Source organism: Nonomuraea sp. NPDC003754 (genome assembly GCF_053605785.1).
The window spans coordinates 181,218-205,059 of sequence record NZ_JBSGJX010000006.1 but is presented as its reverse complement, the minus strand read 5'-3'; the positions used below and the strand labels follow the sequence as shown (position 1 = coordinate 205,059).

The following is a 23,842-nucleotide window of genomic DNA, read 5'->3' as shown; positions in this document are numbered from 1 at the left end:
GGTGACCTCCTTGTGGTTCTTCCTGCCGCAAGCCAATCATTCCGCACGACTTGCGGGAAACACCGCCTTCAGGCGGTGAAATCTGCGAACTCGAATCCGGGGGAGACGACGCAGCTCACCAGCACCTCCTCGTCACCGGCGGGACGCGCGGCCTGCCACACCCCGGCGGGCACCCTGGCCTGCGGGACTTGTCCCTCCTCGACGGCCGGGCCGAGCAGGACCTGCTCGTCGCCGATGGTCAGGGCGAGCGGGCCGCCCCGGTGCCACAGCCAGATCTCGTCGGACCTGACCATGTGCGGCACCGACTCCTCGCCCGGCTGGAGGAGGAAGTAGATGCCGGTCGCGCTGGCCCGCGGCCCGTCGTAGCCCTCGGGTTCGAAGGTGACGGCGCTCTTCCAGGTCTGCCGGTACCAGCCGCCCTCGGGGTGGGGGAGCAGGTCGAGCGCCGCGGCGATCGGCGGGCGCTGGACGAAGGCGACGGCGTCGCCCCTGACGTCGCGGCGCAGGAAGCGGGTGCGGTCGAGGACGAGCTGGCCTTCCAGGTCGCTGGCCAGCGCCTCCGCCTCGTCGGCGACCTCGGTGACGGGGCCGTCCGGATAGATCATCAGCTCCATGGGGCGAGTCTAGGTCCGGTGCACGGTCAGGTGGTCCAGGCCGGCCAGCGGCGCGAGGTCGAGGGTGTCGGGCATGTCGCGCAGGTGGAGGGTCTCCAGCCCGGTCAGCCGCGCGAGCGGGCTGAGGTCCTTCACCTGGTCGCAGCGTTCGAGGTAGAGGAGCGTCAGCCGGTCCGTCCCGGCCAGTGGCCTCAGGTCGGCCACGGCGGTGCCGATGAGCCGCAGGACCGTGAGGTCGCTGGGTCCGTCCGGGAGCCAGTCCAGGTCGGTGACCCAGGGGCCGCCCAGTTCCAGCCACGACAGCGGCAGCCGCTCCAGCGCGTCGAGGCCGGCGGGTCCCGCGGTGCCCGTCAGGCCGAGCTGCTGCAGGCCGGGGAAGAGCGCGGCGATCTCGGCCACGCTGCCGGCGATGTCCGCGGCGCCCTCGATCAGCAGGGTGGTCAGCCCGGTGACCCCGGCCAGTGACCGCGGGTCGAACGCCTGGCCGCGGCAGTCGAGCGCCAGGGCCTCCAGCGCTCTGCTCAGCGACGACAGGCCGCCGTCCGGCACCTCGAGCCCGAGCTTGCGCAACCCGGCGAAACGGTCGAGGAATCCGAGGCCGTCGGCGCTCACCGTCCCCCACAGCGACAGCTCCCGCAGCGAGCCCAGCTCGGGGAAGGCGCCGAAGTCGACGGCCGGCAGGCCCTCGAAGAAGAGGAAGAGGGACTCCAGCAGCGGCAGCCGGCGCAACGGGTCGAGCTCGGCCGTGCCCAGCTCGTAGAGCTGCAGGCTCCGCAGCTCCCGCAGGCCGTCGAGGAAGCCCAGATCCGTGACCGGCGCCGTGATCAGCAGGCTGTCCTGCACGTCCAGATGTCTCAGGCCGGGCAACAGCCACGGATCGCCGATGACCCCCAGCCACAACCGGGGGGCCAGCGCCAGTACCCTGCGCGCGTACTCCTCGGGATCGTAGAACCGCCAGCCTTCCTGGAGGGCCTCGTTGACGCAGTCGCGGCCGTCGGGCGCGTAGGCGGCCAGCAGGTCCAGCGACGCCGGGCCGTTGACCAGCCACGCCGTCCTGACCGCCATCGCGGCGGCCCCGTCCGGCACGCCCTCCAGGGTCAGGGGCAGCCGCCGGAGGATCTCCTCGCCCGCCGCGGCGAGCATCCGCGCCTCGTCCTCGTTCCGCGGCGGGATCACCGCGGCCAGGCACTCCTCGACCCTGTCACGCAGCTCCACCGGGATCTCCTGGATGGTCTCCAGGCACGAGGCGACCAGTAGCCGCAGCCGCCTGGCGTGCCGGGGCTCGCGCGCCGCCCGGTCGAGCAACCCGGCCAGCAGCTCGTGGCGCAGCCGGCCGGTCGCGTGCCCGGCCGCCATGATCACGACCTCGCGCCACTGGTCGAGGTGGGCGCGCTCGACCGCCGCCTCCACGTCCTCGTCGTCGGCGAGCTGGCCGGCCGCCAGGTACTCCTGGACCGTCTTGTGCGCGAAGTCGATCCGTCCCGGCACCGGCTCGCGCAGCACGCCGCTCCTGCGCAGCAGATGCTCGACCACCTCCTCGGCCCGGTACGGCATCCGCGTCATGGAGCCCAGCCGCTGCCCCACCCGCTTCAGCGCCGTGGCCTTCGACAGCTCCGAACGCCCCATCGACACCAGCCGCCAGGCCAGGTCCCGCAGGATCCACACCTTCTGCTCAGGGTCGAGCACGATGTCGTCGGTGATGCCGCGCTCGGCGTCACGGCGTTCGAGCAGCATCCCCAGCACCGCGTCGTACAGGCCCATCCGGCTGCGCGGCAGCTGCTTGCGCCGGTCCAGGTTGAGCGCGCACAGCATGCCGGCCAGCAGCGGGGTGGTGGCCAGCACGCGCAGGTGGGCGTTGCTCTCCAGACGGGCCAGCAGCGCGCCCTCGTACCCGTCGAGCTCGTCGGGCTCGCACGGCAGGCTCGGGCAGTCGCGCATCGCCAGATGCCACTGCCGGACCAGCTCCCGCAGGTCGCCGGGCGTCATCGGTTCGAGCTGGCAGGCGGCGAAGCCCTCGTCGGCCAGCCACCTGCCCTCCGCGGCGGCCGGCCTGGAGGTCACCACGACCCTGGTGCCCGGGTAGGCGGCCAGCATCCTCGACAGCCACTGCCGTACGGCGGGGCGGTGCCGTACCAGCAGCTCGTCGACCCCGTCGACCAGCAGCAGGCCCCGCCCCGACAGCAGCACCCGCTCGGCCCAGGCGCGCGGCGCGAGACCCGCGATCTCCTGGGCGACGTCGTCGAGGACGGCGTCCGGGCCGGGCAGGCGGCCGTCGGCGTGGCTGCGCAGCTTGACCATCAGCGGGACGCAGCCGTTCCACCCGGCCAGCTCGCCGGAGAAGGCGCCGCGCGCCGCCGTCACCGCCAGCCAGCGCAGCAGCGTGCTCTTGCCCGAACCCGCCTCCCCGCGCAGCAGCGTCAGCCGCGACCTGCCGAGCGCCGCCTCGATCCGGAGCGTCGCGGGGTCGGGCTCGTGCCGTCCGGTCAGCGAGGCGAGCGGCGGCGGGGCCGCGGCCTTCCCCGGCTCGGCCGTGGAGACGCTGAGGCTGATGTAGGCGACGCTGAGCGAGGTGCGCGGCCGGAAGCTCTCCACGCGCACCCCGAACAGCTCCACCTGCTCCAGCACCCGGCTGACGTGGTCGAGGTAGCGGCGCTCGAACGCGGCGTCGTCCTGGCGCCCCTCGGGCGCTTCGAGCGTGCGGACCGGCATGCGCGCCAGCAGCCGCTCCACCTGCTCGGCCAGGCCCGACAGCCGGGACAGGGTCTCGGCCGCGGCCCTGGGCAGGAACTGCGGCAGCTGCTGGATCATCCTGACCAGGCACTCCAGCGACTCGGCCAGCAGCACCTCGTACAGCCGGTCCTGCGCCTCGCCGAGCCTCGGCGGAGGCAGCGCGGCGCGCACCCGCTCCGCCAGCCGTACGGCGTCGCCGTCCGCGCCGAGCACGGCCGCGTCGGACAGGTCGGCCCGGCGCAACCCGTCCACGACCTCCATCAGCACCGCGGCGCGGTCGTGGTCCTCCAGGCCGCGGAACTCCTGCTCGACCAGCGGCCTCAGCCGGTCCTCGACCGCGAGGGCGATGCCCTCCACCTGGTTGTCGAACCGCCTGCGCAGGATCCGGTCCCTGAACGCGCTCTGCACGAGCTCCTTCAGCTCCGAGGCGCGCTGCTCCCTGGCGCCACGGGCGGCCAGCCACTCGCGCACCGCCCGCTCCGCGATGGCCTTTCCCGCGGCGATCACCGCCGACTCGACGCCTGACATGGCGATCATCATCGCATCCGTGGCGGAATTGTCGGAGGGGGTCGCTAGGGTGCGGCAGGTGAACGAACGGTCGAGCCACGCCGCCGCCGGCGCGCGCCACACGCGGGTGGCGGCCGGGCTGTCGGAGCTGGAGCGGTGGCTGGCCGACCAGGTGCGCCACGGTCTGGCCGGCGCGGGCGAGCGTGAGTGGGCGGAGCTGGCCAGGCGGCTGGTCGACGCCCAGGCGCCGGGCGTGGCGGGCGCCGTGGGGAGGCTTGGCGGGATCAGGGCCGCGGCCGGCTGGCCGGAGCGGCTGCTGGAGGAGTACGCGCTGCTCCACCTGCTGGCCGTCGGCTATCGCAGGTCCGGCGAGCTGCCCGGCGACCTGGCCAGGACGGTCCGCACCAGGGTGGGCTTCCCGATCCCGCGCGAGGAGGTGCTGGCCGGGCCGGGCGTACGCGACCTGTGGCACGTGGTCGGCAGGCGCGACGAGACGCGCGACCGGCTGGTGGCGCGGCGGGTCTGGCTGAAGGGCCGGGCCACGGGGCGGGCGGCGCTGGTGCTGACGTTCGCGCCGGTGGGTCACGCGCTCGACGACTCCCTGGCCACCGGCGACGTGGTCGACGCCTGCCTGGCCTTCTACCCGGGCGCCGCCCCGCTGCGGGCGCTGGTGTCGGCCCGGCACGACGGCCCCCGCCCGCCGTCGCCCCCGCCCGGCACGACCGAGCGGGAGGCGCTCGAGCAGGTGGCGGCGGCGCTGGCCGGCGATCCGTGGACCGAGTCGTGGCCGCTGGTCCTGGCGGGCGTCGTCCCTTCGGCGGGCCGGCTCGGCGGGCTGCGCCTGCACCCCAGGCTGGAGACGCCGTGGCGGCTGATCGCCGTGTCGGGCGGCCGGCCGCTGACCGTGGCCGCCGAATGGACCCCGCGCGGCCTGGTGCCGCTGACCGCCTGGGACGAGCAGGGGCAGGCGGTGATCCTGTGAGCGAGGCGTGGGAGGAGCTGGTGTCGGCCGCGCTGGTCGGCACCGACCGCCGGCCGTACCCCGGCGACCTGCTGGCCGACGCCGCCGCCGAGCTGGTCCGGCGCAGGGCGGGCCGGCTGCCGGAACCTCCGGAGGGCCCCGCGTCCGTGCCCGCGCCCGAGGAGGACCAGGAACAGGTCGGCGCGGCGGCCGCCGCGCGCCTGGCCAGGATCCTGGCCGGCGAGCAGCCGCGCCTGCTGCCCGAGTGGCTGGCCGTGGCGGCGGCGACCGGGCGCAGGGTGCCGCCCCGGCTGCTGCCCGAACTCCTCGACAAGGGCGCGCGAGACCGGTCGATCAGGCCGTCGCTGGGGGTCCTGGCGGGACGGCGCGGCAGGTGGCTGGCCGGGCTCAACCCCGCGTGGTCCTACCTGCTGGCCGAGCCGACGGGCGAGAGCTGGGAGCTCGGCGGTCACGGCGACCGCATGGCCTACCTCGGGGAGCTGCGCGCACGCGATCCCGCGGCGGCCAGGCGGCTGCTGGAGGAGGCGTGGGAGAAGGAGACGCCCGACGACCGGGCTGAGTTCCTGACCGTGCTGGGCGAGGGGCTGTCGATGGCCGACGAGCCGTTCCTCGAGAGCGTGCTCGACGACCGGCGCAGGGAGGTGCGCCAGCAGGCCGCCGACCTGCTCACCAGGCTGCCCGGCTCCCGGCTCGCGGCCAGGATGGCCGAGCGCGCCGCCCGCTGCCTGGCCGTACGGGAGGGCAGGATCGTCGTAGAGCCGCCCGCCGCGTGCGACCCGGGCATGGAGCGCGACGGCGTCAGGGCCAGACCGCCCCGGGGCACCGGCGAGCGGGCCTGGTGGCTGCAGCAGGTCGTCTCCAGGGCGCCGCTGCGGATGTGGGACCCGGCGATGCTCAGGATGACCATCCCCGCGTGGGACCGGGAGGTGCGCTCCGGCTGGGTGCGGGCCACCGTGCTGCAACGGGACCCGGTGTGGGCCAGGGCGCTGTTCGCGTGGGATCCGCTGGCCGACCTGCTGGCCGTGCTGCCGCCCGGCGACCAGGACGAGGTGGCCGCCGACTTCGTGCGGCGGCACGGCGTCGACGGCCAGATGATCATGGTGTTGGGCGGCGCCTCGGCGCCCTGGGGGCGTGGGCTGACGCACGCCGTCCTCACCAAGATCAGAAAGGTGGCCGCCACCCAGCCGTGGAACCTCGACGAGCTGGCCAGGATGGCAGGCGAGCGGATCGACCCCGCCGACCGCTTCCTGGCCGACGGGTTGAGCGAGGTCTCCGGCCTGCTGGGATTCCGCGCCGCGATGATGAAGGAGCTCACGTGACGACCGTTCTGCGACCGCACGCCGAAGACCACTACGCCGAGGAGCTGGCGCTGCTGGCCAAGGAGGACGACAGGGCCAGGCCGCCCGGCTGGCGGCTGTCGCCGTGGGCGGTCACCACCTACCTGCTGGGCGACGGCGACCGCATCACGCCCAAGTACATCGGCCGGCGCCGCATCGTCGAGGTCGCCGTCGCCACCCTGGCCACCGACCGGGCGCTGCTGCTGCTCGGCGTGCCCGGCACCGCCAAGACGTGGCTGTCCGAGCACCTGGCCGCCGCCATCAGCGGCGACTCCACGCTCCTCGTGCAGGGCACGGCCGGCACCGCCGAAGAGGCGATCCGCTACGGCTGGAACTACGCCAGGCTGCTGGCCGAGGGCCCCTCGCGCGACGCGCTCACCCCCTCACCGATCATGCGAGCGATGGCCGAGGGCAGGATCGCCAGGGTCGAGGAGCTCACCCGGATGCCGTCCGACGTCCAGGACGCGCTGATCACCGTGCTGTCGGAGAAGACGCTGCCCATTCCCGAGCTCAACCAGGAGATCCAGGCCAGGCGCGGCTTCAACCTCATCGCCACCGCCAACGACCGCGACCGGGGCGTCAACGAGCTGTCCAGCGCGCTGCGGCGGCGCTTCAACACCGTCGTCCTGCCCGTGCCCGCCAGCGCGGAGGAGGAGGTCGCCATCGTCACCCGCCGCGTCGCCGAGCTCGGCCGCTCGCTCGAACTCCCGGAGACCGCCGCCGACCTCACCGAGATCCGCCGGGTCGTGACCATCTTCCGCGAGCTGCGCGAAGGCGTCACCCACGACGGGCGCACCAAGCTCAAGTCGCCCAGCGGCACCCTGTCCACCGCCGAGGCCATCTCGGTGCTGACCAGCGGCATCGCGCTGGCCGCCCACTTCGGCGACGGCGTCGTGCGCGCCGCCGACGTGGCGGCGGGCATCGTCGGCGCGGTCGTGCGCGAGCCGGTGTCCGACCAGGTGGTGTGGCGCGAATACCTCGAGACCGTGGTCCGCGAACGCGACGACTGGCGAGACTTCTACCGCGCCTGCCGGGAGGTGCCGTGACCGTCTCCGCGACCGTCTCGGTGCTCGGGATCCGCCACCACGGCCCCGGCTCGGCGCGTGCCGTACGAGAGGAGCTGCGCAGGCTCGAGCCCGATGCGATCCTCATCGAGGGCCCGCCGGAGGCCGACTCCCTGGTCTCCCTGGCGCCCGAGATGGAGCCGCCCGTGGCGCTGCTCGCGCACGCGGGCGACAGGGCCGTCTTCTGGCCCTTCGCGGTGTTCTCCCCCGAATGGCAGGCCATCCTGTACGGCACGGCGGCCGGGATCCCGGTCCGCTTCATCGACCTGCCGGCCGCCCACACCCTGGCCGCGCCCGGCACCGACGCGCACACCGACCCGCTCGGCGAGCTGGCCGCCGCCGCCGGCTACGACGATCCCGAACGCTGGTGGGAGGACGCCGTCGAGCATCGCGGCGACACGCCCTTCCAAGCGATCGCCGAGGCCATGACCGCCGTCCGCGAGGGACACCGGCCCGGCGAGCGGGAGGCCCGCCGCGAGGCCCACATGCGCCGATCCCTGCGCGCGGCGATCAAGGAGGGCTTCGAGCGCGTCGCGGTCGTCTGCGGCGCCTGGCACGTCCCCGCCCTGACCGGCCGGCTGCCGTCCGCGACCGCCGACAACGCGCTGCTGCGCGGGCTGCCGAAGGTGAAGGCCGAACTGACCTGGGTCCCGTGGACGTACGGCAGGCTCGCCTCGTGGAGCGGCTACGGCGCGGGCATCACCTCGCCCGGCTGGTACCACCACCTGTTCACCGTCCCCGACCGGCCCGTCGAACGCTGGCTCACCGCCGCGGCGGACGTCCTGCGCGAAGAGGGCAGGACCGTCTCCTCCGCCCACGTCATCGAGGCGGTACGGCTGGCCGAAGGGCTCGCCGCGCTGCGCGGCCGGCCGCTCGCCGGGCTCGGCGAGGTGACGGACGCGGTGCGGGCCGTGCTGTGCGACGGCGACGAACTCCTGGTCGAGCTGGTCCAGCGACGCATGGTGGTCAGCGACCGCCTCGGGACGGTGAGCGAGCGCACCCCGATGGTGCCGCTCCAGCGCGACCTGCGCGAACAGCGCAGGAAGGTGCGGCTCAAGGCCGAGCCGGGGGAGCGGGAGCTCGACCTCGACCTGCGCAGGCCGCTCGACCTCGCGCGCAGCCACCTCCTGCACCGGCTGCGGCTGCTCGGCGTGGAGTGGGGCCGACCGGCCGAGACACGGGGGAAGGGGACGTTCAGAGAGGTGTGGCGACTGGCCTGGCGCCCGGAGTTCGACCTGACGCTCATCGAGGCGGCCGCGCTCGGCACCAGCGTGGAGTCGGCCGCCACCCGCCACGCCCGCGACCTCGCCGCCGCGGCGGGCGACGGGGGACGGGACGGTGCGGGGCTGGATGGTTCCGCAACCGTGACAATCCCGCCGCGCGCGGCCGGTCCGGCGTCTCCGGGAGGCGTCTCTCCGGGTGGACGGGTCTCTCCGGGTGGATCGGCGTCTCCGGGTGGACGGGTCTCTCCGGCAGGGCCGGCGTCTCCGGGTGGACGGGTCTCTCCGGGCGGGAGGGCGGGGCTGACCGGACAGGCGGATCCGGCCGGGTTGGCCGGACTGACGCTGCTGGTGGAGCGGTGCCTGCTGGCGGACCTGCGGGAGGCGCTGCCCGACGTGCTGGCGGCACTGTCGGCGAAGGCGGCGCTGGACGCCGACCTCACCCACCTCATGGCCGCCCTGCCCGCGATGGCCCGCGCCCACCGGTACGGCGACGTGCGCGGAACCTCGGCGGCTGGGCTGGCGGCGGTGGCCGAGTCGATGCTGGACCGGATCTGCGCGGGACTGCCGGCGGCGGTGACGGGACTGAGCGACGAGTCGGCGGCGGCCCTGGTCACCCACATCGACGCCGTCCACACCGCCGCCACCCTCCTCACCCCCGCCCCCTCCCCGACCTCCGCCCCCTCCCCGGCCTCCGCCCCCTCCCCGGCCTCCTCCGCCCCGGCCTCCGGCCCTTCCATGACCCCGCCGCCCTCCGCGACCCCGGGGTTCTCCACGGTCCCCGGGTTCTCCAAGGCCCCCGACCCCTCCAGGCCCCCCGACCCAACCCTCGCCCCCTCCACGGCCCTCGATCCCTCCAGCGCTCCGGACCCAACCCTCGCCCCCTCCACGACCCCCGCCCGCCCGACCGCTGCCGCACCTGCTCCCGAGACAGCCGTGCCTGCAGGACCCGCCGATGAGCAACCCCGCGGCACCCGACCTGCCCCCCATCGGGCGCTCGACGACAGGCTCACCCCTCCCGAACCCTCGGCTGCCCTGCCCGGCGGAGCTCGACCTGCCCCCCGCGGGGCGTTCGACGACAGACCCACCCCTGTCGAGCCCGCAGCTGCCCTGCCCGGCCGAGAACAGCCGGTTTCAGATCGGCCGGCGTCGGTGTCGCCTTCATCCGGTTCACCGGTGCCCGAGCGATCCGCACGCGAGCATTTCGGGTCTGACAGGCCCTCACCTGACCGGCTCTCATCCGACCGATCCGCAGACGAGCATTTCCGGTCTGACCGGCTCTCATCTGACCGGCCCTCACCCGATCGATCCGCAGGCGAGCATCTCGAGTCTGACCGGCCCTCACCTGGCCGATCCTCACCAGACCGATCCTCACCCGATCGGCCCTCGACCGGGGGATTCGCGAATGAACCGGCCACCTCCGACCGATCTTCGTCCGACCTGCCGGGTGGCGGCGCATCCCCCAAGGCGTCGCCGAAGACCCGATGGCTGGCGACGTTGCACGCCGTGTGCGACCGCTCCGAGCCGCACGGCCTCATCGAGGGCCGTCTCACCCGCCTCCTCCTCGACGCCGGACAGCTCGCCCTCAACGACGCGAGCGACCGCATGTCCAGGGCGATGTCCCACGGCAACCCTCCCGCCAGGTCCGCCGCGTGGGTCGAGGGCTTCCTGGCCGGCGGCGCGCTCATGCTCGTCCACGACCCTCGCCTGCTTGCCCTCGTCGACGGCTGGCTGACGGGCCTGACCGGCGACCAGTTCACCGAGGTGCTGCCGCTGCTGCGCCGTACCTTCGCCGCCTTCGAGGCTCCGGAGCGGCGCGCGATCGGGGAGCGGGTGCAGGCCGCGGGCGCCGGTACGGCCGGCCGTCCGGTCGAGGTGGACGAGGGCCGGGCGGCGCCTGCCGTACGCACCGTGCAGATGATCCTGGGGGTGGCACGTGGATGAGCGGCTGCGCAGGTGGCGGCTGGTGCTGGGCGGCGGTGACGCCGACGGCACGGGGGTCGTGCCGCGCGGCGCCGACGCCCGGATGGACGAGGCGCTCGCCGCCGTCTACGAGAGCGAGCCGGACCGGGCCGGCGGGCTCGGCGCGTCGGCGCCGCGGGTGGCGCGCTGGCTGGGCGACATCAGGTCCTGCTTCCCTTCCACGGTCGTGCAGGTCATGCAGCGGGACGCCATCACACGGCTGAACCTCACCCGGCTGCTGCTCGAACCGGAGATGCTCGACGCCGTCGAACCGGACGTCCATCTCGTCGGCACCCTTCTCGCACTCAACAGGGTCATGCCAGACGAGTCGCGAGAGTCGGCACGCGCGGTCGTCCGGCGGGTGGTGGGCGAGCTGCAACGCAGGCTGACCGAACGCACCAGGTCGGCGATCGCGGGCGCCCTCGACCGGACGGCCAGGACCCACCGGCCACGCAACGCCGCCGACATCGACTGGGACCGCACGATCAGGGCGAACCTGCGGCACTACCTTCCCGACCGGCGCACCGTCGTGCCGTCCAAGCTGGTCGGCTACGCCCGGCAGCAGAGCGCCGTGCGGCGTGAGGTGGTGCTGTGCGTCGACCAGAGCGGGTCGATGGCGTCCTCGGTGGTGTATTCGGGGGTGTTCGGGGCGGTCCTGGCGTCGATGCGGTCGCTGAAGACGTCGCTGGTGGTGTTCGACACGGCGGTGGTCGACCTCACCGACCAGCTGCACGATCCGGTGGAGGTGCTGTTCGGCACGCAGCTCGGCGGCGGCACGGACATCAACAGGGCCCTCGCCTACGGTCAGGAGTTGGTCACCAGGCCGGCTGACTCCATCTTCATCCTGGTCAGCGACCTGTTCGAGGGTGGCGTGCGCCAGGAGATGCTGCGCAGGGTCGCGGCGATGACGCGAGCCGGGGTGCAGGTGATCGTCCTGCTGGCGCTGTCGGACGAGGGCGCGCCGTTCTACGACCACGACAACGCGGCGGCGCTGGCGGCGCTGGGGGTCCCGGCGTTCGCCTGCACCCCCGACGCCTTCCCCGACCTCATGGCGGCCGCGATCCAGCGGCAGGACCTCACCCAGTGGAAGGAACGCCACCTTCCCTGACGGCCCGGCCCTGACGGCCTGGCCCTGACGGCCCCGCCCTGACGGCCGGGGCCTCCGGGGCTTGACGGGCGGGCCGTTCGGGTCCGGTCGTCCGGTGGTGCTCGCGATCGTTTACAGTCCTCGCCGTAAAGATCACAATGATGTGGAAGGCAATGCGGTGCCCGTCCTGGCGCCGCGGCGGGCGTCCAGAGCCCGTGGGCCTCCCTCCGGCTCGCCAGGCACTGCGAAGGACGTGGCATCGCCGCGGCGAGGATCAGGGACGGAGTCGGGGCGAACGCTGATGATCGACAGGGAGCGCGTCGACGCCCCTGCCATGGAAAGGACTGATCATGCGTTACCGGCTGTTCGGATCGACCGGCCTGCGGGTCTCGGAACTGTTCTTGGGCGCGATGACGTTCGGGGAGCAGGGCGGGGTGGGCGCACCGGTCGAGGAATGCCGCAAGATGCTGGACATCTACGCCGAGGCGGGCGGCAACGTGCTCGACACGGCGATCAACTACCGCGGCGGGGCCAGCGAGGAGATCCTCGGCGAACTGCTCGACGGCCGCAGGGACTCGTTCGTGCTGGCCAGCAAGTACACCGTCTCCCGCGACGGCGCCGACCCCAACGCGGCGGGCAACCACCGCAAGAACCTCACCGCCTCCCTGGAGACCAGCCTGCGCCGGCTGCGCACCGACTACCTCGACATCTACTGGGTGCACCTGTGGGACAGGCACACACCGGTCGAGGAGACCATGCGCGCCCTCGACGACGCGGTCCGCGCCGGGAAGGTGCTGTACGTCGGCATCTCCGACGCGCCCGCGTGGATCGTCTCCCGGGCGAACACGCTGGCCGAATGGCGCGGCTGGACCCCTTTCGCGGGGCTGCAGGTCCCCTACAGCCTGCTCAACCGCGACATCGAGCGGGAACTGCTGCCCATGGCCGAGGCGTACGGGATGACGGTGGCCGCCTGGAGCCCGCTGGCGGGCGGGGTGCTGTCGGGCAAGTTCGCCCAGGGTACGGCGGGGCCGGGCACCCGCATCAAGGCCGAGTCGATCAGCGCGCAGGACCTGGCCGTCGCCAACGTGGTGCAGGAGGTGGCCGAGGAACTGGATGTCACCAGCGCGCAGGTGGCCATCGCCTGGACGCGGGCCCGGTCGCGTGCCGTCCACCCCATCGTCGGGGCACGCACCGCGGCCCAGCTGGCCGACAATCTCGCCGCGCTCGACTGCGAGCTGCCGGACACCGCGATGCGGCGGCTGGAGGAGGCCACCGGTTTCGTCGCCGGGTTCCCGCACGACTTCATCGCGCAGACCTCCGCCTGGGTGTTCGGGGAGTCCTCCCAGCGGGTCGACGGCCGCTGACCAGACGCCCGGAAGCTCCCGGGCGGATGCCGGGGGCTCCGGTGGATTTCGGCGGATGCCGGTGGATGCGCGACCGAGGTGTCTCGCGCCGCGCGGGGCTGTCTCGTCCACGCCGTCGTTAGCTGCCGAAGAGGGCCTCGGGAGAGGCATCAGGGGGCGGCGCCTCCTGCCGGTCATGCGTCCTGGCGCTTCACCCCGAGGGGGCGTTCCTCGGGGTGGCCGCCGCCGGTCGACGAGGTCCGGCCCGGCATTCGGGCCACGAGCCCTCCGGACGAGGCCCTCGTATGCGGGCGGTGTCGCCGTTCTATCGGGCTTCTTTGGGGTGAGGCGGGCGGTGTCGCCGTTCCGTCGGATGTGTCTTGGGTGAGCCGGTGGTTCGGCGTCGTCGTTCTGCCGGGCTTCTTCGGGACGAGGCCGGCGGTGTCGCCCGCCGTTCCGTGGGGTGTCTTCCGGGCGAGGCGGTGGTTCCGCTGTTCCCGGTGGGTCTTCTTTGCCTGCGGCCGGTGCCGCTGTTCCGTTGGGTTTCTTCGGGGTGAGGCGGGCGGTGCCGCTCTTCCGTCAGCTTTGGGCGAGGCGGTCTGGGGGCTCGCTGTTCCGGCGGGCTTGCTTTGGGGCGAGGCCGCCGTACGCGGTCCGCTTCGCCGTACCGGAAGAAGGGGTGGAACGGCGAAGCCCCGGTCATGAGTGAGGTGACCGGGGCGCCTGCCGTGGCGGAGATCAGTGCATGGACTCCTCGCGAGCGTGGCGGGGCAGGAGGAAGGAGAGCGCGCAGGTCACGAGCAGCAACCCGATCTCCACCCACACCGTCACCTGCATCGCGTCGCCGAAGCTCCACTGGCTCTTGAGCAGGTTGAAGAACAGCGTGCCGAGCACGGCGGCGCCGAGCGCGCTACCGAGCTGCTGGATGGCGGTCAGCGTGCCGGAGGCCGAGCCGGACTCGTGCGGCTCGACGCCCGCCAGCACGATGTCGAAGAACGGGGCCATGGTCAAGCCCATACCGATGCCGACCAGCGCGAGGCCGGGAGCCAGCTGCCAGGCGCTGACGTCGAGTCCCGCGAGGTGGATGGTGAGGCCGAGCACGCCCGCGCCGGTCGCCATGACGGCGGTGCCGATCTGCAGGAGCGTACGGCCGAGCTTGGCGACCAGGGCCATCGCGATGCCGAAGCCCGCGATGCCGCCGATCGCCTGCGGAAGGCTGGCCAGGCCGGCCTGGAACGGGGTGAAGTGCAGGCCCTCCTGGACGTACAGCATGAAGACCAGGGACAGTCCGATCATGCCGGTGAAGAACGACAGGCCCGCGACGAGGCCGCCGGTGAAGGCGCGCTTGCGGAACAGGCTGGGGGTGACCAGCGGGTCCTTGCCCGTACGCTGGCGGCGCGACTCGTAGGCGCCGAAGATCGCGAACATCACGATCGAGCCGGCCATCGAGACGAACGTCCAGGCGGGCCAGTCCTGCTCCTGTCCCTGGATCAGCGGGAAGATCAGCAGGAAGGCGGCGGCGGAGACGATCAGCATGCCGACCAGGTCGAGCCTGGTGGCGTTGGACATGCGGAACTCCGGCAGGAACTTCAGCGCGGCGAGCACGGCGGTGACGCCGATCGGCAGGTTGATCAGGAAGATCATGCGCCAGCTCGTGCCGAACAGGTCGGCGTCGACCAGCCAGCCGGCCAGCACGGGGCCGCCGACGGAGGAGATGGTCATCACAGGGCCGAACATGCCGAACGCCTTGCCGATCTCCTCGGGCGGGAACATCTCCTTGATCAGGCCGAGGCCCTGGGGGATCATCACCGAGCCGAACAGTCCTTGCAGCACGCGGGCGGCGATCAGCATCTCGGGGCTGACGGACACGCCGCACAGCAGGGAGGCGGCGGTGAAGCCGAGGGCGCCGATCACGAACATGCGCTTGCGGCCGTAGAGGTCGCCGAGCCGGCCACCGGTGATCAGCCCGACCGCCATGGCGAGGGTGTAGCCGGAGATCAGCCATTGGATGAGGCTGGCCGAGCCGCCGAGCTCCTTCTGGATGGTCGGGGCGGCGATCTGGGTGATGAGCGCGTCGATCAGGTCCATGATCTCGGCGGCGAGGATCACGAAAAGGGCGGGCCAGCGCCACCGGTAGGCCACGGTGTCCGCCGTGGCGGAGGTGGTCGTCGTCATGGGGGGCTCCTTGGGGGGGAAACGATTTTCTGTATTCGAACCCCGTTCCTAAGGACGAACGGCGTTCGTTGGCGGACACTGTTCTATGTACGAACGCCGTTCGTGTCAAGTACATTGTTCGTCATGGAGCCACTGCCCGCGCCTCCGTGGCGGAAGACACGTACCCCCAAGCCGGTGAAGCCGCAGCTCACCCAGGACCTCATCGTGGAGACGGGGCAGCGCATCGTGGGCCGTGAAGGCCTCGACGCGCTGAGCATGCGCAAGGTCGCCCAGGAACTCGACACCGGACCGGCCTCCCTCTACGCGCACGTCGCCAACAAGGAGGAACTGCTGGAACTGATCTACGAGCGGGTACTGGCCGAGATCGAGGTGCCGGCCCCCGAACCGGAACGCTGGGCCGAGCAACTACGCGAGACCGTGCTCACCATGCACCACGTGCTCAACTCCCATGGCGACATCGGGAGAGTGTCGCTGGCCAACGTGCCGATGGGGGCGAACTCCATGCGCCTGGGCGAGGGCATGCTGGCCATCATGATCGAGGGCGGGGTGCCGCCCCGGCTGGCCGCCATCGCGGTCGACCGGCTCGGGATGCTCGTCGCGGCCGACGCCTACGAGGGATCGCTGTACACCTCCCAGCAGCGGTCCAGCGGGATGGACGTCGAGACCTTCGTGACCGACATGTTCGCGCAGATGGAGGACTACCTCCGCAACCTGCCCCCGGAGCGGTTCCCGTATCTGACCCGGTACGCGGCGGAGATGGTGCGGCCGAGCGGGGAGGAGCGGTTCGAGCTCGGGCTGGACCTGCTGATCGCGGGGCTCGCGGCGCACGTCCGTTCCGACTGACATACCTACCCGGCGCCTCCCACGAGGCGGGGCGCCCGCGCCCAGGTGGGGCCGGGCGCTCTCCTCCGGAGGGTTCGGCCGGCCTCGGCGGCGGTGCCGCGCATGCGGGACGTGCGTGTCCCGGCGGTGCGGCGCGTACCGGTGTGGGTGTCGCGTCGGATCGGCGGCGGTGCGGCGCATGCGGGACGTGCGTGTCCCGGCGGTGCGGTGTCCCGGCGGTGCGTGCCGGCGTGGATGTCGCGGCGATGCGGCGCCTACCGGCACGGGTGTCCCAGCCGTGTGGTGCTGCCGACGTCTCGGCGGGTCAGGCGTCCCGGCGGTGCGGTGTACACCGGTGTGGTGTCTCGGCGGGGTGCGCGGATCGGCGGCGGGGCGGGCGTGCGTGTCCAGCGGTGCCGCGTGTGCCGGCGTGGGTGTCTGGGCGGTGTGGCGCGTGCCGGCGTGGGTGTCCCGGCGGGTATCGGCGGCGCATGCTTACGTGCGTGTCCGGCGGTGCCGCGCGTGCCCGTGTGGGTGTCCCGGCGGTGTGTGTCGGTGTGGGTGTCTGGGCGGTGCCGTGCGTGTCGGTGCGGCTACGGCGCCGCCCCGTCGACCAGTTCCTGCACGCGCTGCGGCGCGTAGATGCCGTCCACCAGCAGTTGCGCCAGCCCGAGGATCCCCGCGTGCGGGTCCAGCTCGCTGCGGACGATCTGCAGGTTGCGGGTGGCCAGCGGCAGCGAGCGCCGGTAGACGATCTCGCGGATCCCGGCGAAGAGCAGTTCGTCGGTGTGGGCGAGCTGGCCGCCGATCGCGATGACGCGCGGGTTGAACAGGTTGACGGTGTCGGCGATGGCGCCGCCGAGGATGCGGGCCGCGCGCCGGGCGAGCCGTACCGCGACGAGGTCGCCGCCGCGGATGAGGCGGACGGCGTCGTCGACGGTGTCCACCTCGCGCCCGGCCGCCTGGAGGTCGCGTACCAGGGCCCATCCTCCGGCGTAGGCCTCCACGCAGCCGGCGTTCCCGCACCGGCAGAGCGGGGGCTCGGTGGTGTCGTCGACGGTGACCTGGGTGTGGCCGACGTCGCCGGCCGCGCCGTCGGCGCCGCGGTGCACCTGGCCGCCCGCGACGAGGCCGGTGCCGACTCCGGTGCCCACCTTGACCATGAGCAGGTGGGGGACGTCCGGGTGGCGCAGGCGCTGCTCGCCGAAGGCCATGGCGTTGACGTCCTTGTCGACCAGGACGGGGCAGGCGTAGCGGGTGGCGAACCATCCGGGGATGTCGAAGCGGTCCCACCCGGTCATGATCGGCGGGCTGACCACGCGCCCGGTGGCGAAGTCGACGGGGCCGGGCACGTCGATGCCGATGCCGAGCACCGAGCTCGGCTGGTGCCGTCCTTCCTCGAGGATCTCGGTGAACAGCTCGTCGACGATGCCGAGGATGGTCTGCGGGCCCGCCGTCACGTCGGCGCGGGCCTCGCGCTCGGCCCGGACCCGCCCGCCCAGGTCGCACAGCGCGGTGCGCAGCCCGGTGGCGCCGATGTCGGCCACCAGCAGCACCCCGCGGTCGTGGTTGACGACGAACTGGCCCGCGGGCCGGCCGCGGGTGCGCGCGTCCTCGGGCGCGGGGACCAGCAGCCCGGCGGCGAGCAGCCCGTCGAGGCGCTGGTTGACGGTGGTGCGCGAGAGGCCGGTCCTGCGCATCACGTCCGTCTTGGTGAGGCCGTCGGACGCGCCGCGGAACAGGCTGAGGATCTCGCCCGCGCTGACTCCCCAACGCGGGACGGCGACGGTGGTTATGTCCACTGGACCACTGTAGCCATGGCTGGAACTAGACGTAAGTCAAGAAACTTTCGATTTCTAAAGTCAAAAGATGGGTTGTCCGATTTCAGAAGGCGGCTTACGGTCGTGCCATCGACGCTGAAAGGGGCATCCGATGCACGTCAACAGCAGAAACCGGCGAGCCGTGGCGATAGGCGCGGTCGTGGCCCTGGAGGCGCTCATGCTGGGAGCGTGCGCTTCCGGCCAGCCGTCCGGCTCGGGGACGAAGGTGGAGGCGGCGGGCGCGGGCGGCGGATCGATCGCCCAGGACAAGGCCGCCCAGGAGAAGTACGCCGCGGTGATCAAGGGTCTCGACAACCCGTTCTTCCAGGCCATGAAACAGGGCATCGACGACCAGGCCGGCGCGGGCGGCGTGACGGTCACCGTCCAGGCGGCCAACTCCATCACCGACACCACCGGCCAGGCCGACAAGCTGAACGGCCTCGCCGGGCAGGACTTCTCCTGCTACGTGGTCAACCCGATCACCGGCACCAACCTCATCCAGGGCCTCGCCCAGATCTCGGCGATGAACAAGCCCATCGTCAACATCGACAGCCCCGTCGACCCGGCCGCGGCCAAGAGCGCCAACGTCAAGCTCGCCACCTACATCGGCACCGACAACGTCGAGGCCGGCAAGATGGCGGGGCAGCAGATGACCAAGCTGCTGCCCTCGGGCGGGAACGTCGCCGTCATCGGCGGCATCGCGGGCGACGTCACGAGCGGCGCTCGGGTGGAGGGCTTCCAGCAGGGGCTCGGCCCGAACCTCAAGGTCGTCCAGACCGTGGCGGCCAACTGGGAGCGCCAGGCGGCGCTCACCGCGGCGACCGACATCATGCGGGCGCACCCGGATCTGGCCGGCTTCTTCGCCGCCAACGACGACATGGGCCTCGGCGTCGCGCGCGCCGTCGCCAACGAGGGCAAGACGGGCAAGGTCAAGGTCATCAGCGTCGACGGCAACAAGGAGGCCGTCGAGGCGGTCAAGGCCGGAACACTGAACGGCACCGTCTCGCAGTACCCGTACGCGATCGGCGTGATGGGCGTCGAGGCGTGCCAGGCCGCCACGGCGGGCAAGACGCTGCCGCCCACCGTGAAGGCGCCGATCGAGATGATCGTCAAGGACAACGCCGACCAGGCGCTGGCCACCGCGCCCAAGCCGTTCCAGGCCTACGACGACCCGTTCAAGGCCCTCACCCAGTAGCCGCACCACCGTCGCGGCGAACCGTCAGGAGCGCGGCGACACGGAGAGAACAGACATGGCAAACGCAACCCTCGCGGCGCCCGACCGCGAAGCCTGGTCCGCCCGGCTCAAGGACCTGGGATTCTGGGCCGAGTGGGCCGCCCTCGTCGGGCTGGTCGTCCTGGTGGTCGTCTTCCAGGTGCTCAACCCGACGTTCCTGAGCCTGGGAAACATCGCCTCCATGCTGGTGGCCGCGGCGATCCTGATCGTCCTGGCGGTGGGCCAGACCTTCGTCGTCGCCACGGCGGGCATCGACCTGTCGATCGCCTCCACCATGACGCTGGGCGCGGTCGCCTTCGGCCAGGCCTACGCCGCCGGGTGGGGACTCGTGCCGGCGTGCGTGCTGGGGATCGTCGCCGCCGCCCTGGTCGGCGTCATCAACGGGGTGATCATCGCCAAGGGCAGGATCACGGACTTCATCGTGACGCTGGGAACGCTGTCGGCGGCCTCGGGGCTCGCGCTCATCCTGTCCGACGGCAAGCCCGTGACCATCATCGATCCGGCACTGCTGCGCCTGTCGACCGGCGGCATCGGCATCTTCGGCTGGCCGTTCCTCATCGCGGTCGCGGTCGCCCTCGCGGCGCACGTGACGCTCTTCCACACCAGGTTCGGCACCCACCTGCTGGCCACGGGCGGCGCGCCGGAGTCGGCCACGGCCATGGGGATCAGCACCGCCCGCATCAAGATCGCCGTCTACACGGTCAGCGGCGTCCTCGCCGGGCTCGGCGCGATCCTGCTGGTGGCCCGGATCGGTGCCGCGGAGCCGGCCGCCAACACCTCCTTCCTGCTGAACTCCGTGGCCGCGGTCGTGCTCGGCGGCGTGAGCCTCTTCGGCGGGCGGGGCACCATCATCGGCCCGTTCATCGGCGCCCTGCTGCTGGTGGCGCTGGTCAACGGCCTCACCCTGCTCGGCGTCTCGCAGTTCTACCAGCCACTGGCCGTCGGCATCGTCGTGGTGCTGGCCGCACTCCTGACGAGGTTCCAGCGATGACCGTCCAGCCCGAGCCCGGCCCCATGACCGGCGACACCCTGCTCCGCTGCGAGAACGTCTCGCTGTCCTTCGGCAACGTCCGCGCCCTGGTGGAGGTCTCGCTGACGCTGAGCGCGGGTGAGATCACCGCCCTCGTCGGCGACAACGGCGCGGGCAAGTCCACGCTGGTGCGCTGCATCTCGGGGATCCACCGGCCGCACAGCGGGCGCATCGTCTTCGACGGCGCCGAGATCGACTTCCACTCGCCCGAGGACGCCCGTGAAGCCGGCATCGAGACCGTCCACCAGAACCTGGCGCTCGTCGAGGACCTCACGGTCTGGCAGAACCTCTTCCTCAACCGTGAGATCGTCCACCGGGTGGGCCCCGTGGCCCTCCTGGACCGGCGGGCCATGCAGTCCCGTGCCAGGGAGATGGTCTCCACGCTCGCGGTCAACGTGCCCGCGGTCCGCTCACGCGTCAGGCGGCTGTCCGGCGGGCAGCGCCAGGCCGTGGCCATCTGCCGCGCGGCGGGCTTCAGCTCCAAGCTCGTCATCATGGACGAGCCCACCGCGGCGCTCGGCGTCCAGGAGACCGCCCGTGTGGAGGAGCTCATCGTCAGGCTGCGCGACGAGGGGCACGCCGTCCTGCTCATCAGCCACAACTTCGCCCAGGTGATGCGCCTCAGCCAGCAGGTGTGGGTCATGCGCGCCGGCCGCTGCGTCGGCGGGCGCCGTACGGCCGAGACCACCGGCGAGGAGATCGTCGCCCTGATCACCGGTGCCGCGGCCAGGTGACCCCGCGGCCCCCGAGGGCAGCCGGGCAACGAGCCACGACCCCCGACAACCGACACGAGGAACCATGACCACCAAGACCAACCCGATCGGCGTGCACGCCCTGGTGTGGGCAGGCGACACAACCCCGGCGTCCATGGCGGCCGCGGTCGAGAAGACCAAGGCCGCCGGGTTCGACCTGCTGGAGATCTCCCTGCACGACTCGGCCAACCTCGACGTCGGCGCCACGCGGGAGGCCCTGCGCGCCGCCGGGCTGGGCGTGGCCTGCTCGCGCGGCCTGGCCTTCGACGCCGACGTCTCCAGCGAGGACCCGGCCGTGGTGGAGCGGGGCGACAAGCTGCTGCACGACTCGCTCGCCGCGACCGCCGCCCTCGGCGGCACCCACTTCACCGGCGCCCTCTACAGCGCCCTCGGCAAGTACGGTCACCCGCTCACCGCCGCGGGACGCCGCAACGTGGTGGGGGTGCTGCGCGGCCTGGCCAGGGAGGCCGGCCGCCGGCACATGACGCTCGGCCTGGAGATCTGCAACCGCTACGAGACCAACGTCATCAACACCGCGCACGACGCGCTCGTGCTCGCCGACGACATCGGCGAGGACAACGTGCTCATCCACCTCGACACCTACCACATGAACATCGAGGAGGACGACTTCGTCCGGCCCGTGCACGAGGTGGGCGACCGGCTCGGCTACGTCCACGTCGGCGAGAACCACCGGGGCTACCTCGGCTCGGGGCACCTGGACTTCACCTCGTTCTTCCACGCGCTTGCCGACATCGGCTACGGTGGGCCGATCACCTTCGAATCCTTCTCCTCGGCGGTCGTGATGCGCGGACTGTCCAACGACCTGGCCATCTGGCGCGATCTCTGGTCGGACGGCGAGGACCTGGCGCGTCACGCCCACGCCTTCATCACCGACCAGCTCCACACGAGCCGCTCGCGATGACGGCTCTCGACGATCTGGCGGAGCGGGCCCGCTCCCTCGTCAGGGACGGGCACCGCGCGCTGCTCGGCATCGCGGGAAGCCCGGGGTCGGGCAAGACCACGCTCGCCGAGAACCTGGTCGCGCTGCTGCGGCAGGCCCCTCCGGCCGGTCTGCCGCCGCAGGAGTGGGTGGCCTACGTGCCGATGGACGGATTCCACCTGGCCGACGTCGAGCTCGACCGGCTCGGACGGCGCGACCGCAAGGGAGCGCCCGACACCTTCGACGCCGCCGGCTACGCGGCGCTGCTCGCCCGGCTGAGGGACGACGAGGACGACGTGGTCTACGCGCCCGCGTTCGAACGCGACCTGGAGCAGCCGATCGCCGGCAGCATCCCGGTCGCGCGCGCGGCCAGGCTGGTCGTCACCGAGGGCAACTACCTGCTGGTCGACCAGGGTGACTGGGCGCGCGTGCGGCCCCGGCTGCACGAGGTCTGGTTCTGCGACCTCGACCCGGACGAGCGGGTGCGCCGCCTGGTGGCCCGCCACGAGCGGTTCGGCAAGGCCCACGACGCCGCCGTGGCCTGGGTGCTGGGCACCGACCAGCGCAACGCCGACCTCGTCGCCACCACCCGGGGTCGCGCCGACCTGGTCGTCCCCGCCACCGTCCTGCGCACGATCGGAGACCCCGAGCAGGCACTGATCGACTGACGGCAAAGGCACCGACCTGCCGCGACCCCCGACCCGCCACGACCGGCCACGATCGGCCCCGGGTGGCCCGAGGCGGGACGCGGATCGGCCGGGCCGGTGCCGCCGGTCGTCAGACCAAATGCCTAGGACCCCTGCCCGATGTGCCGGACCCCGCCCCACCCATACGTTTCCGGCATGAAAGCGACCCTTGACCCCGCTCCTCCCGTCAGTGTGGTGTCCAGCGCGTACCGGTCCCTCAGCTTCGGCCTGGTCGCGCTCGTCATGCTTGTGGCGTTCGAGGCGATGGCGGTGGCCACCGCCATGCCCGTCGTCGCCCGCGAGCTCGACGGCATGCACCTGTACAACCTCGCCTTCAGCGCCACCCTGGCCGCCAGCGTGATCGCGACCGTTCTCGGCGGCCGGTGGAGCGATGTGAAAGGGCCGTTGCCGCCCATCGCCGTCGGCGTGGTCACCTTTGTCGGCGGGCTGCTGATCGCCGGGTTCGCACCCACCATGGAGGTGTTCGTCGGGGGCCGCTTCATCCAGGGCCTCGGCGCCGGCCTGATCCAGGTCTCCCTCTACGTCCTGGTCGCCAGGGCCTACCCGCAGGCGATGCATCCCAAGGTGTTCGCGTTGTTCTCGGCCGCGTGGGTCGTCCCCTCGATGGTCGGCCCCGCGATCGCGGGCCTGGTCGTGGAGAACGTCGACTGGCGCTGGGTCTTCCTCGGCGTGGCCCTGATCGTGGTCCCGTCCGCCCTGGTGCTCTGGCGCGGTACGGCGGGCCTCCGGCTCGACACCGGCACCGCCGAGCCCGCCCCCGGCCTGGGCGGCAAGCTCGTCTGGGCGACCCTGACGGCCGTGGCCGCCGCCCTGATCCAGTACGGCAGCGCGCTGGCCCTCGGCGGCGTCCCGCTGCTGGTCGCCGGTGTGGTCCTGCTGGCCGTGGCGCTGCCCAGGCTGCTGCTGCCCGGCTCCCTCAGGTCCGCCCCCGGCCTGCCGACCGCCCCCGTGCTGCGCGGCCTGGCCTTCGGCTCGCTGACCGCCGCCCAGGTGCTGATCCCGCTCATGCTCATCAACGAGCGCGGCATGTCGCCGATCGGCGCCGGCGTCGTCCTGACCGTCGGCGCGCTCGGCTGGTCCACCGGATCGTGGATCAAGGGCCGCGGCACCGTCGGCAACCTGGCCGCCCTGCGCGGCGGCGCCCTGATGATCGCCCTCGGCATCGCGCTGATCGCGCTCGTCCTGGTCGAGGCCGTGCCCATCGCGCTCGCCTACGTCGCCATGGCGATCTCCGGCCTGGGCATCGGCGCCCTGCACCCGACGGTCTCGGTGCTGGTGCTGGAGAGGTCCAAGCCGGGCGAGGAGGGCCAGAACACCGCGGCCGTCGGCGTCGGCGAGTCCGTCTTCACCGTCGTGGCCGTCGCGGTCACCGGCGCCCTGTTCACCGCCAGCGGCGAGCACTACGTCGTCGGGTTCGCCTTCGCCTTCGCGCTCGCCGTCCTGGCCGCCGTGATCGCGCCCCGTTTGGCGCAGCCGGTTCCTCCGGGCACCATGGAAGGAGTCCGTTCTTAGGGGG

Annotated in this window: 17 protein-coding genes and 1 pseudogene; 14 read left to right on the top strand and 4 right to left on the bottom strand. The window is 72.7% G+C overall.

The features are described from left to right. Positions 1-68: 68 nt before the first annotated feature. Together ACWEVS_RS10330 and ACWEVS_RS10325 are read right to left on the bottom strand one after the other, a co-directional pair. Positions 69-614 (bottom strand): cupin domain-containing protein, encoded by a 546-nt coding sequence (locus tag ACWEVS_RS10330; protein ID WP_452550967.1) that lies wholly within the window; start codon positions 612-614, stop codon positions 69-71. 9 nt (positions 615-623) lie between these two features. After that, positions 624-3,872: an NACHT N-terminal Helical domain 1-containing protein gene (locus ACWEVS_RS10325; RefSeq protein WP_452550965.1), complete on the bottom strand. Its 3,249-nt coding sequence runs from the start codon at positions 3,870-3,872 to the stop codon at positions 624-626. 58 nt (positions 3,873-3,930) lie between these two features. Between ACWEVS_RS10325 and ACWEVS_RS10320 the strand changes: the two genes are divergently transcribed. The 7 genes and pseudogenes from ACWEVS_RS10320 to ACWEVS_RS10290 all read left to right on the top strand — a co-directional run bounded on the left by ACWEVS_RS10320 (position 3,931) and on the right by ACWEVS_RS10290 (position 12,867). Beyond that, on the top strand, positions 3,931-4,833 hold the full coding sequence (locus ACWEVS_RS10320; RefSeq protein ID WP_449927211.1) for a hypothetical protein: 903 nt from the start codon (positions 3,931-3,933) through the stop codon (positions 4,831-4,833). After that, entirely contained in the window at positions 4,830-6,152 is a 1,323-nt protein-coding gene (locus ACWEVS_RS10315; protein WP_452413985.1) for a DUF5691 domain-containing protein, read from the top strand. The genes ACWEVS_RS10320 and ACWEVS_RS10315 overlap by 4 nt, the downstream gene beginning before the upstream one ends. Next, positions 6,149-7,216 (top strand): AAA family ATPase, encoded by a 1,068-nt coding sequence (locus ACWEVS_RS10310; protein WP_354907393.1) that lies wholly within the window; start codon positions 6,149-6,151, stop codon positions 7,214-7,216. Before ACWEVS_RS10315 ends, ACWEVS_RS10310 begins: the two co-directional genes overlap by 4 nt. Further along, positions 7,213-9,132, top strand: a pseudogene (locus ACWEVS_RS10305) (DUF5682 family protein); the annotation flags it as partial. The gene ACWEVS_RS10310 and the pseudogene ACWEVS_RS10305, both read left to right, overlap by 4 nt. 60 nt (positions 9,133-9,192) lie before the next feature. Beyond that, a complete protein-coding gene (locus tag ACWEVS_RS10300) occupies positions 9,193-10,398 on the top strand; it encodes a DUF5682 family protein (RefSeq protein WP_452551056.1) in 1,206 nt (401 codons plus the stop codon). Further along, positions 10,391-11,524 carry a VWA domain-containing protein gene (locus ACWEVS_RS10295; protein ID WP_449927221.1) on the top strand — a complete coding sequence of 378 codons (1,134 nt, stop codon included), beginning with the start codon at positions 10,391-10,393 and terminating at the stop codon, positions 11,522-11,524. The genes ACWEVS_RS10300 and ACWEVS_RS10295 overlap by 8 nt, the downstream gene beginning before the upstream one ends. Positions 11,525-11,853: 329 nt before the next feature. Next, entirely contained in the window at positions 11,854-12,867 is a 1,014-nt protein-coding gene (locus tag ACWEVS_RS10290; protein ID WP_452550963.1) for an aldo/keto reductase, read from the top strand. Positions 12,868-13,584: 717 nt separating this feature from the next. On the opposite strand, the gene ACWEVS_RS10285 is transcribed toward ACWEVS_RS10290, so the two are convergent. After that, complete coding sequence (locus tag ACWEVS_RS10285; protein WP_452550962.1) at positions 13,585-15,021, bottom strand: MFS transporter; 1,437 nt, start codon at positions 15,019-15,021, stop codon at positions 13,585-13,587. Positions 15,022-15,144: 123 nt separating this feature from the next. Between ACWEVS_RS10285 and ACWEVS_RS10280 the strand changes: the two genes are divergently transcribed. Next, complete coding sequence (locus ACWEVS_RS10280; protein WP_452550961.1) at positions 15,145-15,864, top strand: TetR/AcrR family transcriptional regulator; 720 nt, start codon at positions 15,145-15,147, stop codon at positions 15,862-15,864. A 572-nt stretch (positions 15,865-16,436) separates the two neighbouring features. On the opposite strand, the gene ACWEVS_RS10275 is transcribed toward ACWEVS_RS10280, so the two are convergent. After that, positions 16,437-17,645 carry an ROK family protein gene (locus ACWEVS_RS10275; RefSeq protein ID WP_449927231.1) on the bottom strand — a complete coding sequence of 403 codons (1,209 nt, stop codon included), beginning with the start codon at positions 17,643-17,645 and terminating at the stop codon, positions 16,437-16,439. A gap of 130 nt (positions 17,646-17,775) precedes the next feature. Between ACWEVS_RS10275 and ACWEVS_RS10270 the strand changes: the two genes are divergently transcribed. The 6 genes from ACWEVS_RS10270 (at position 17,776) to ACWEVS_RS10245 (ending at position 23,838) form a co-directional block, all read left to right on the top strand. Beyond that, entirely contained in the window at positions 17,776-18,858 is a 1,083-nt protein-coding gene (locus ACWEVS_RS10270; protein ID WP_452550959.1) for a sugar ABC transporter substrate-binding protein, read from the top strand. Positions 18,859-18,913: 55 nt separating this feature from the next. Continuing rightward, positions 18,914-19,888: an ABC transporter permease gene (locus tag ACWEVS_RS10265; protein WP_452550957.1), complete on the top strand. Its 975-nt coding sequence runs from the start codon at positions 18,914-18,916 to the stop codon at positions 19,886-19,888. Continuing rightward, the gene (locus ACWEVS_RS10260) at positions 19,885-20,661 is read left to right on the top strand and encodes an ATP-binding cassette domain-containing protein (RefSeq protein ID WP_449927240.1); all 777 of its coding nucleotides are present in this window, start codon (positions 19,885-19,887) and stop codon (positions 20,659-20,661) included. The genes ACWEVS_RS10265 and ACWEVS_RS10260 overlap by 4 nt, the downstream gene beginning before the upstream one ends. A gap of 64 nt (positions 20,662-20,725) precedes the next feature. Then, entirely contained in the window at positions 20,726-21,601 is an 876-nt protein-coding gene (locus ACWEVS_RS10255; protein ID WP_449927243.1) for a sugar phosphate isomerase/epimerase family protein, read from the top strand. Then, entirely contained in the window at positions 21,598-22,287 is a 690-nt protein-coding gene (locus ACWEVS_RS10250) for a nucleoside/nucleotide kinase family protein (protein ID WP_452550955.1), read from the top strand. The genes ACWEVS_RS10255 and ACWEVS_RS10250 overlap by 4 nt, the downstream gene beginning before the upstream one ends. 174 nt (positions 22,288-22,461) lie before the next feature. Beyond that, complete coding sequence (locus tag ACWEVS_RS10245) at positions 22,462-23,838, top strand: MFS transporter (protein WP_452550954.1); 1,377 nt, start codon at positions 22,462-22,464, stop codon at positions 23,836-23,838. Positions 23,839-23,842 lie beyond the last annotated feature (4 nt).

What these genes read in the sequence shown, in the direction of transcription:
- ACWEVS_RS10270 (WP_452550959.1), top strand. Translation starts at nt 17,776, where the DNA reads ATGCACGTCAACAGCAGAAACCGGCGAGCCGTGGCGATAGGCGCGGTC.
- ACWEVS_RS10280 (WP_452550961.1), top strand. Translation starts at nt 15,145, where the DNA reads ATGGAGCCACTGCCCGCGCCTCCGTGGCGGAAGACACGTACCCCCAAG.
- ACWEVS_RS10265 (WP_452550957.1), top strand. Translation starts at nt 18,914, where the DNA reads ATGGCAAACGCAACCCTCGCGGCGCCCGACCGCGAAGCCTGGTCCGCC.
- ACWEVS_RS10325 (WP_452550965.1), bottom strand. Translation starts at nt 3,872, where the DNA reads ATGTCAGGCGTCGAGTCGGCGGTGATCGCCGCGGGAAAGGCCATCGCG.
- ACWEVS_RS10290 (WP_452550963.1), top strand. Translation starts at nt 11,854, where the DNA reads ATGCGTTACCGGCTGTTCGGATCGACCGGCCTGCGGGTCTCGGAACTG.
- ACWEVS_RS10330 (WP_452550967.1), bottom strand. Translation starts at nt 614, where the DNA reads ATGGAGCTGATGATCTATCCGGACGGCCCCGTCACCGAGGTCGCCGAC.
- ACWEVS_RS10250 (WP_452550955.1), top strand. Translation starts at nt 21,598, where the DNA reads ATGACGGCTCTCGACGATCTGGCGGAGCGGGCCCGCTCCCTCGTCAGG.
- ACWEVS_RS10255 (WP_449927243.1), top strand. Translation starts at nt 20,726, where the DNA reads ATGACCACCAAGACCAACCCGATCGGCGTGCACGCCCTGGTGTGGGCA.
- ACWEVS_RS10300 (WP_452551056.1), top strand. Translation starts at nt 9,193, where the DNA reads ATGACCCCGCCGCCCTCCGCGACCCCGGGGTTCTCCACGGTCCCCGGG.
- ACWEVS_RS10285 (WP_452550962.1), bottom strand. Translation starts at nt 15,021, where the DNA reads ATGACGACGACCACCTCCGCCACGGCGGACACCGTGGCCTACCGGTGG.
- ACWEVS_RS10245 (WP_452550954.1), top strand. Translation starts at nt 22,462, where the DNA reads ATGAAAGCGACCCTTGACCCCGCTCCTCCCGTCAGTGTGGTGTCCAGC.
- ACWEVS_RS10260 (WP_449927240.1), top strand. Translation starts at nt 19,885, where the DNA reads ATGACCGTCCAGCCCGAGCCCGGCCCCATGACCGGCGACACCCTGCTC.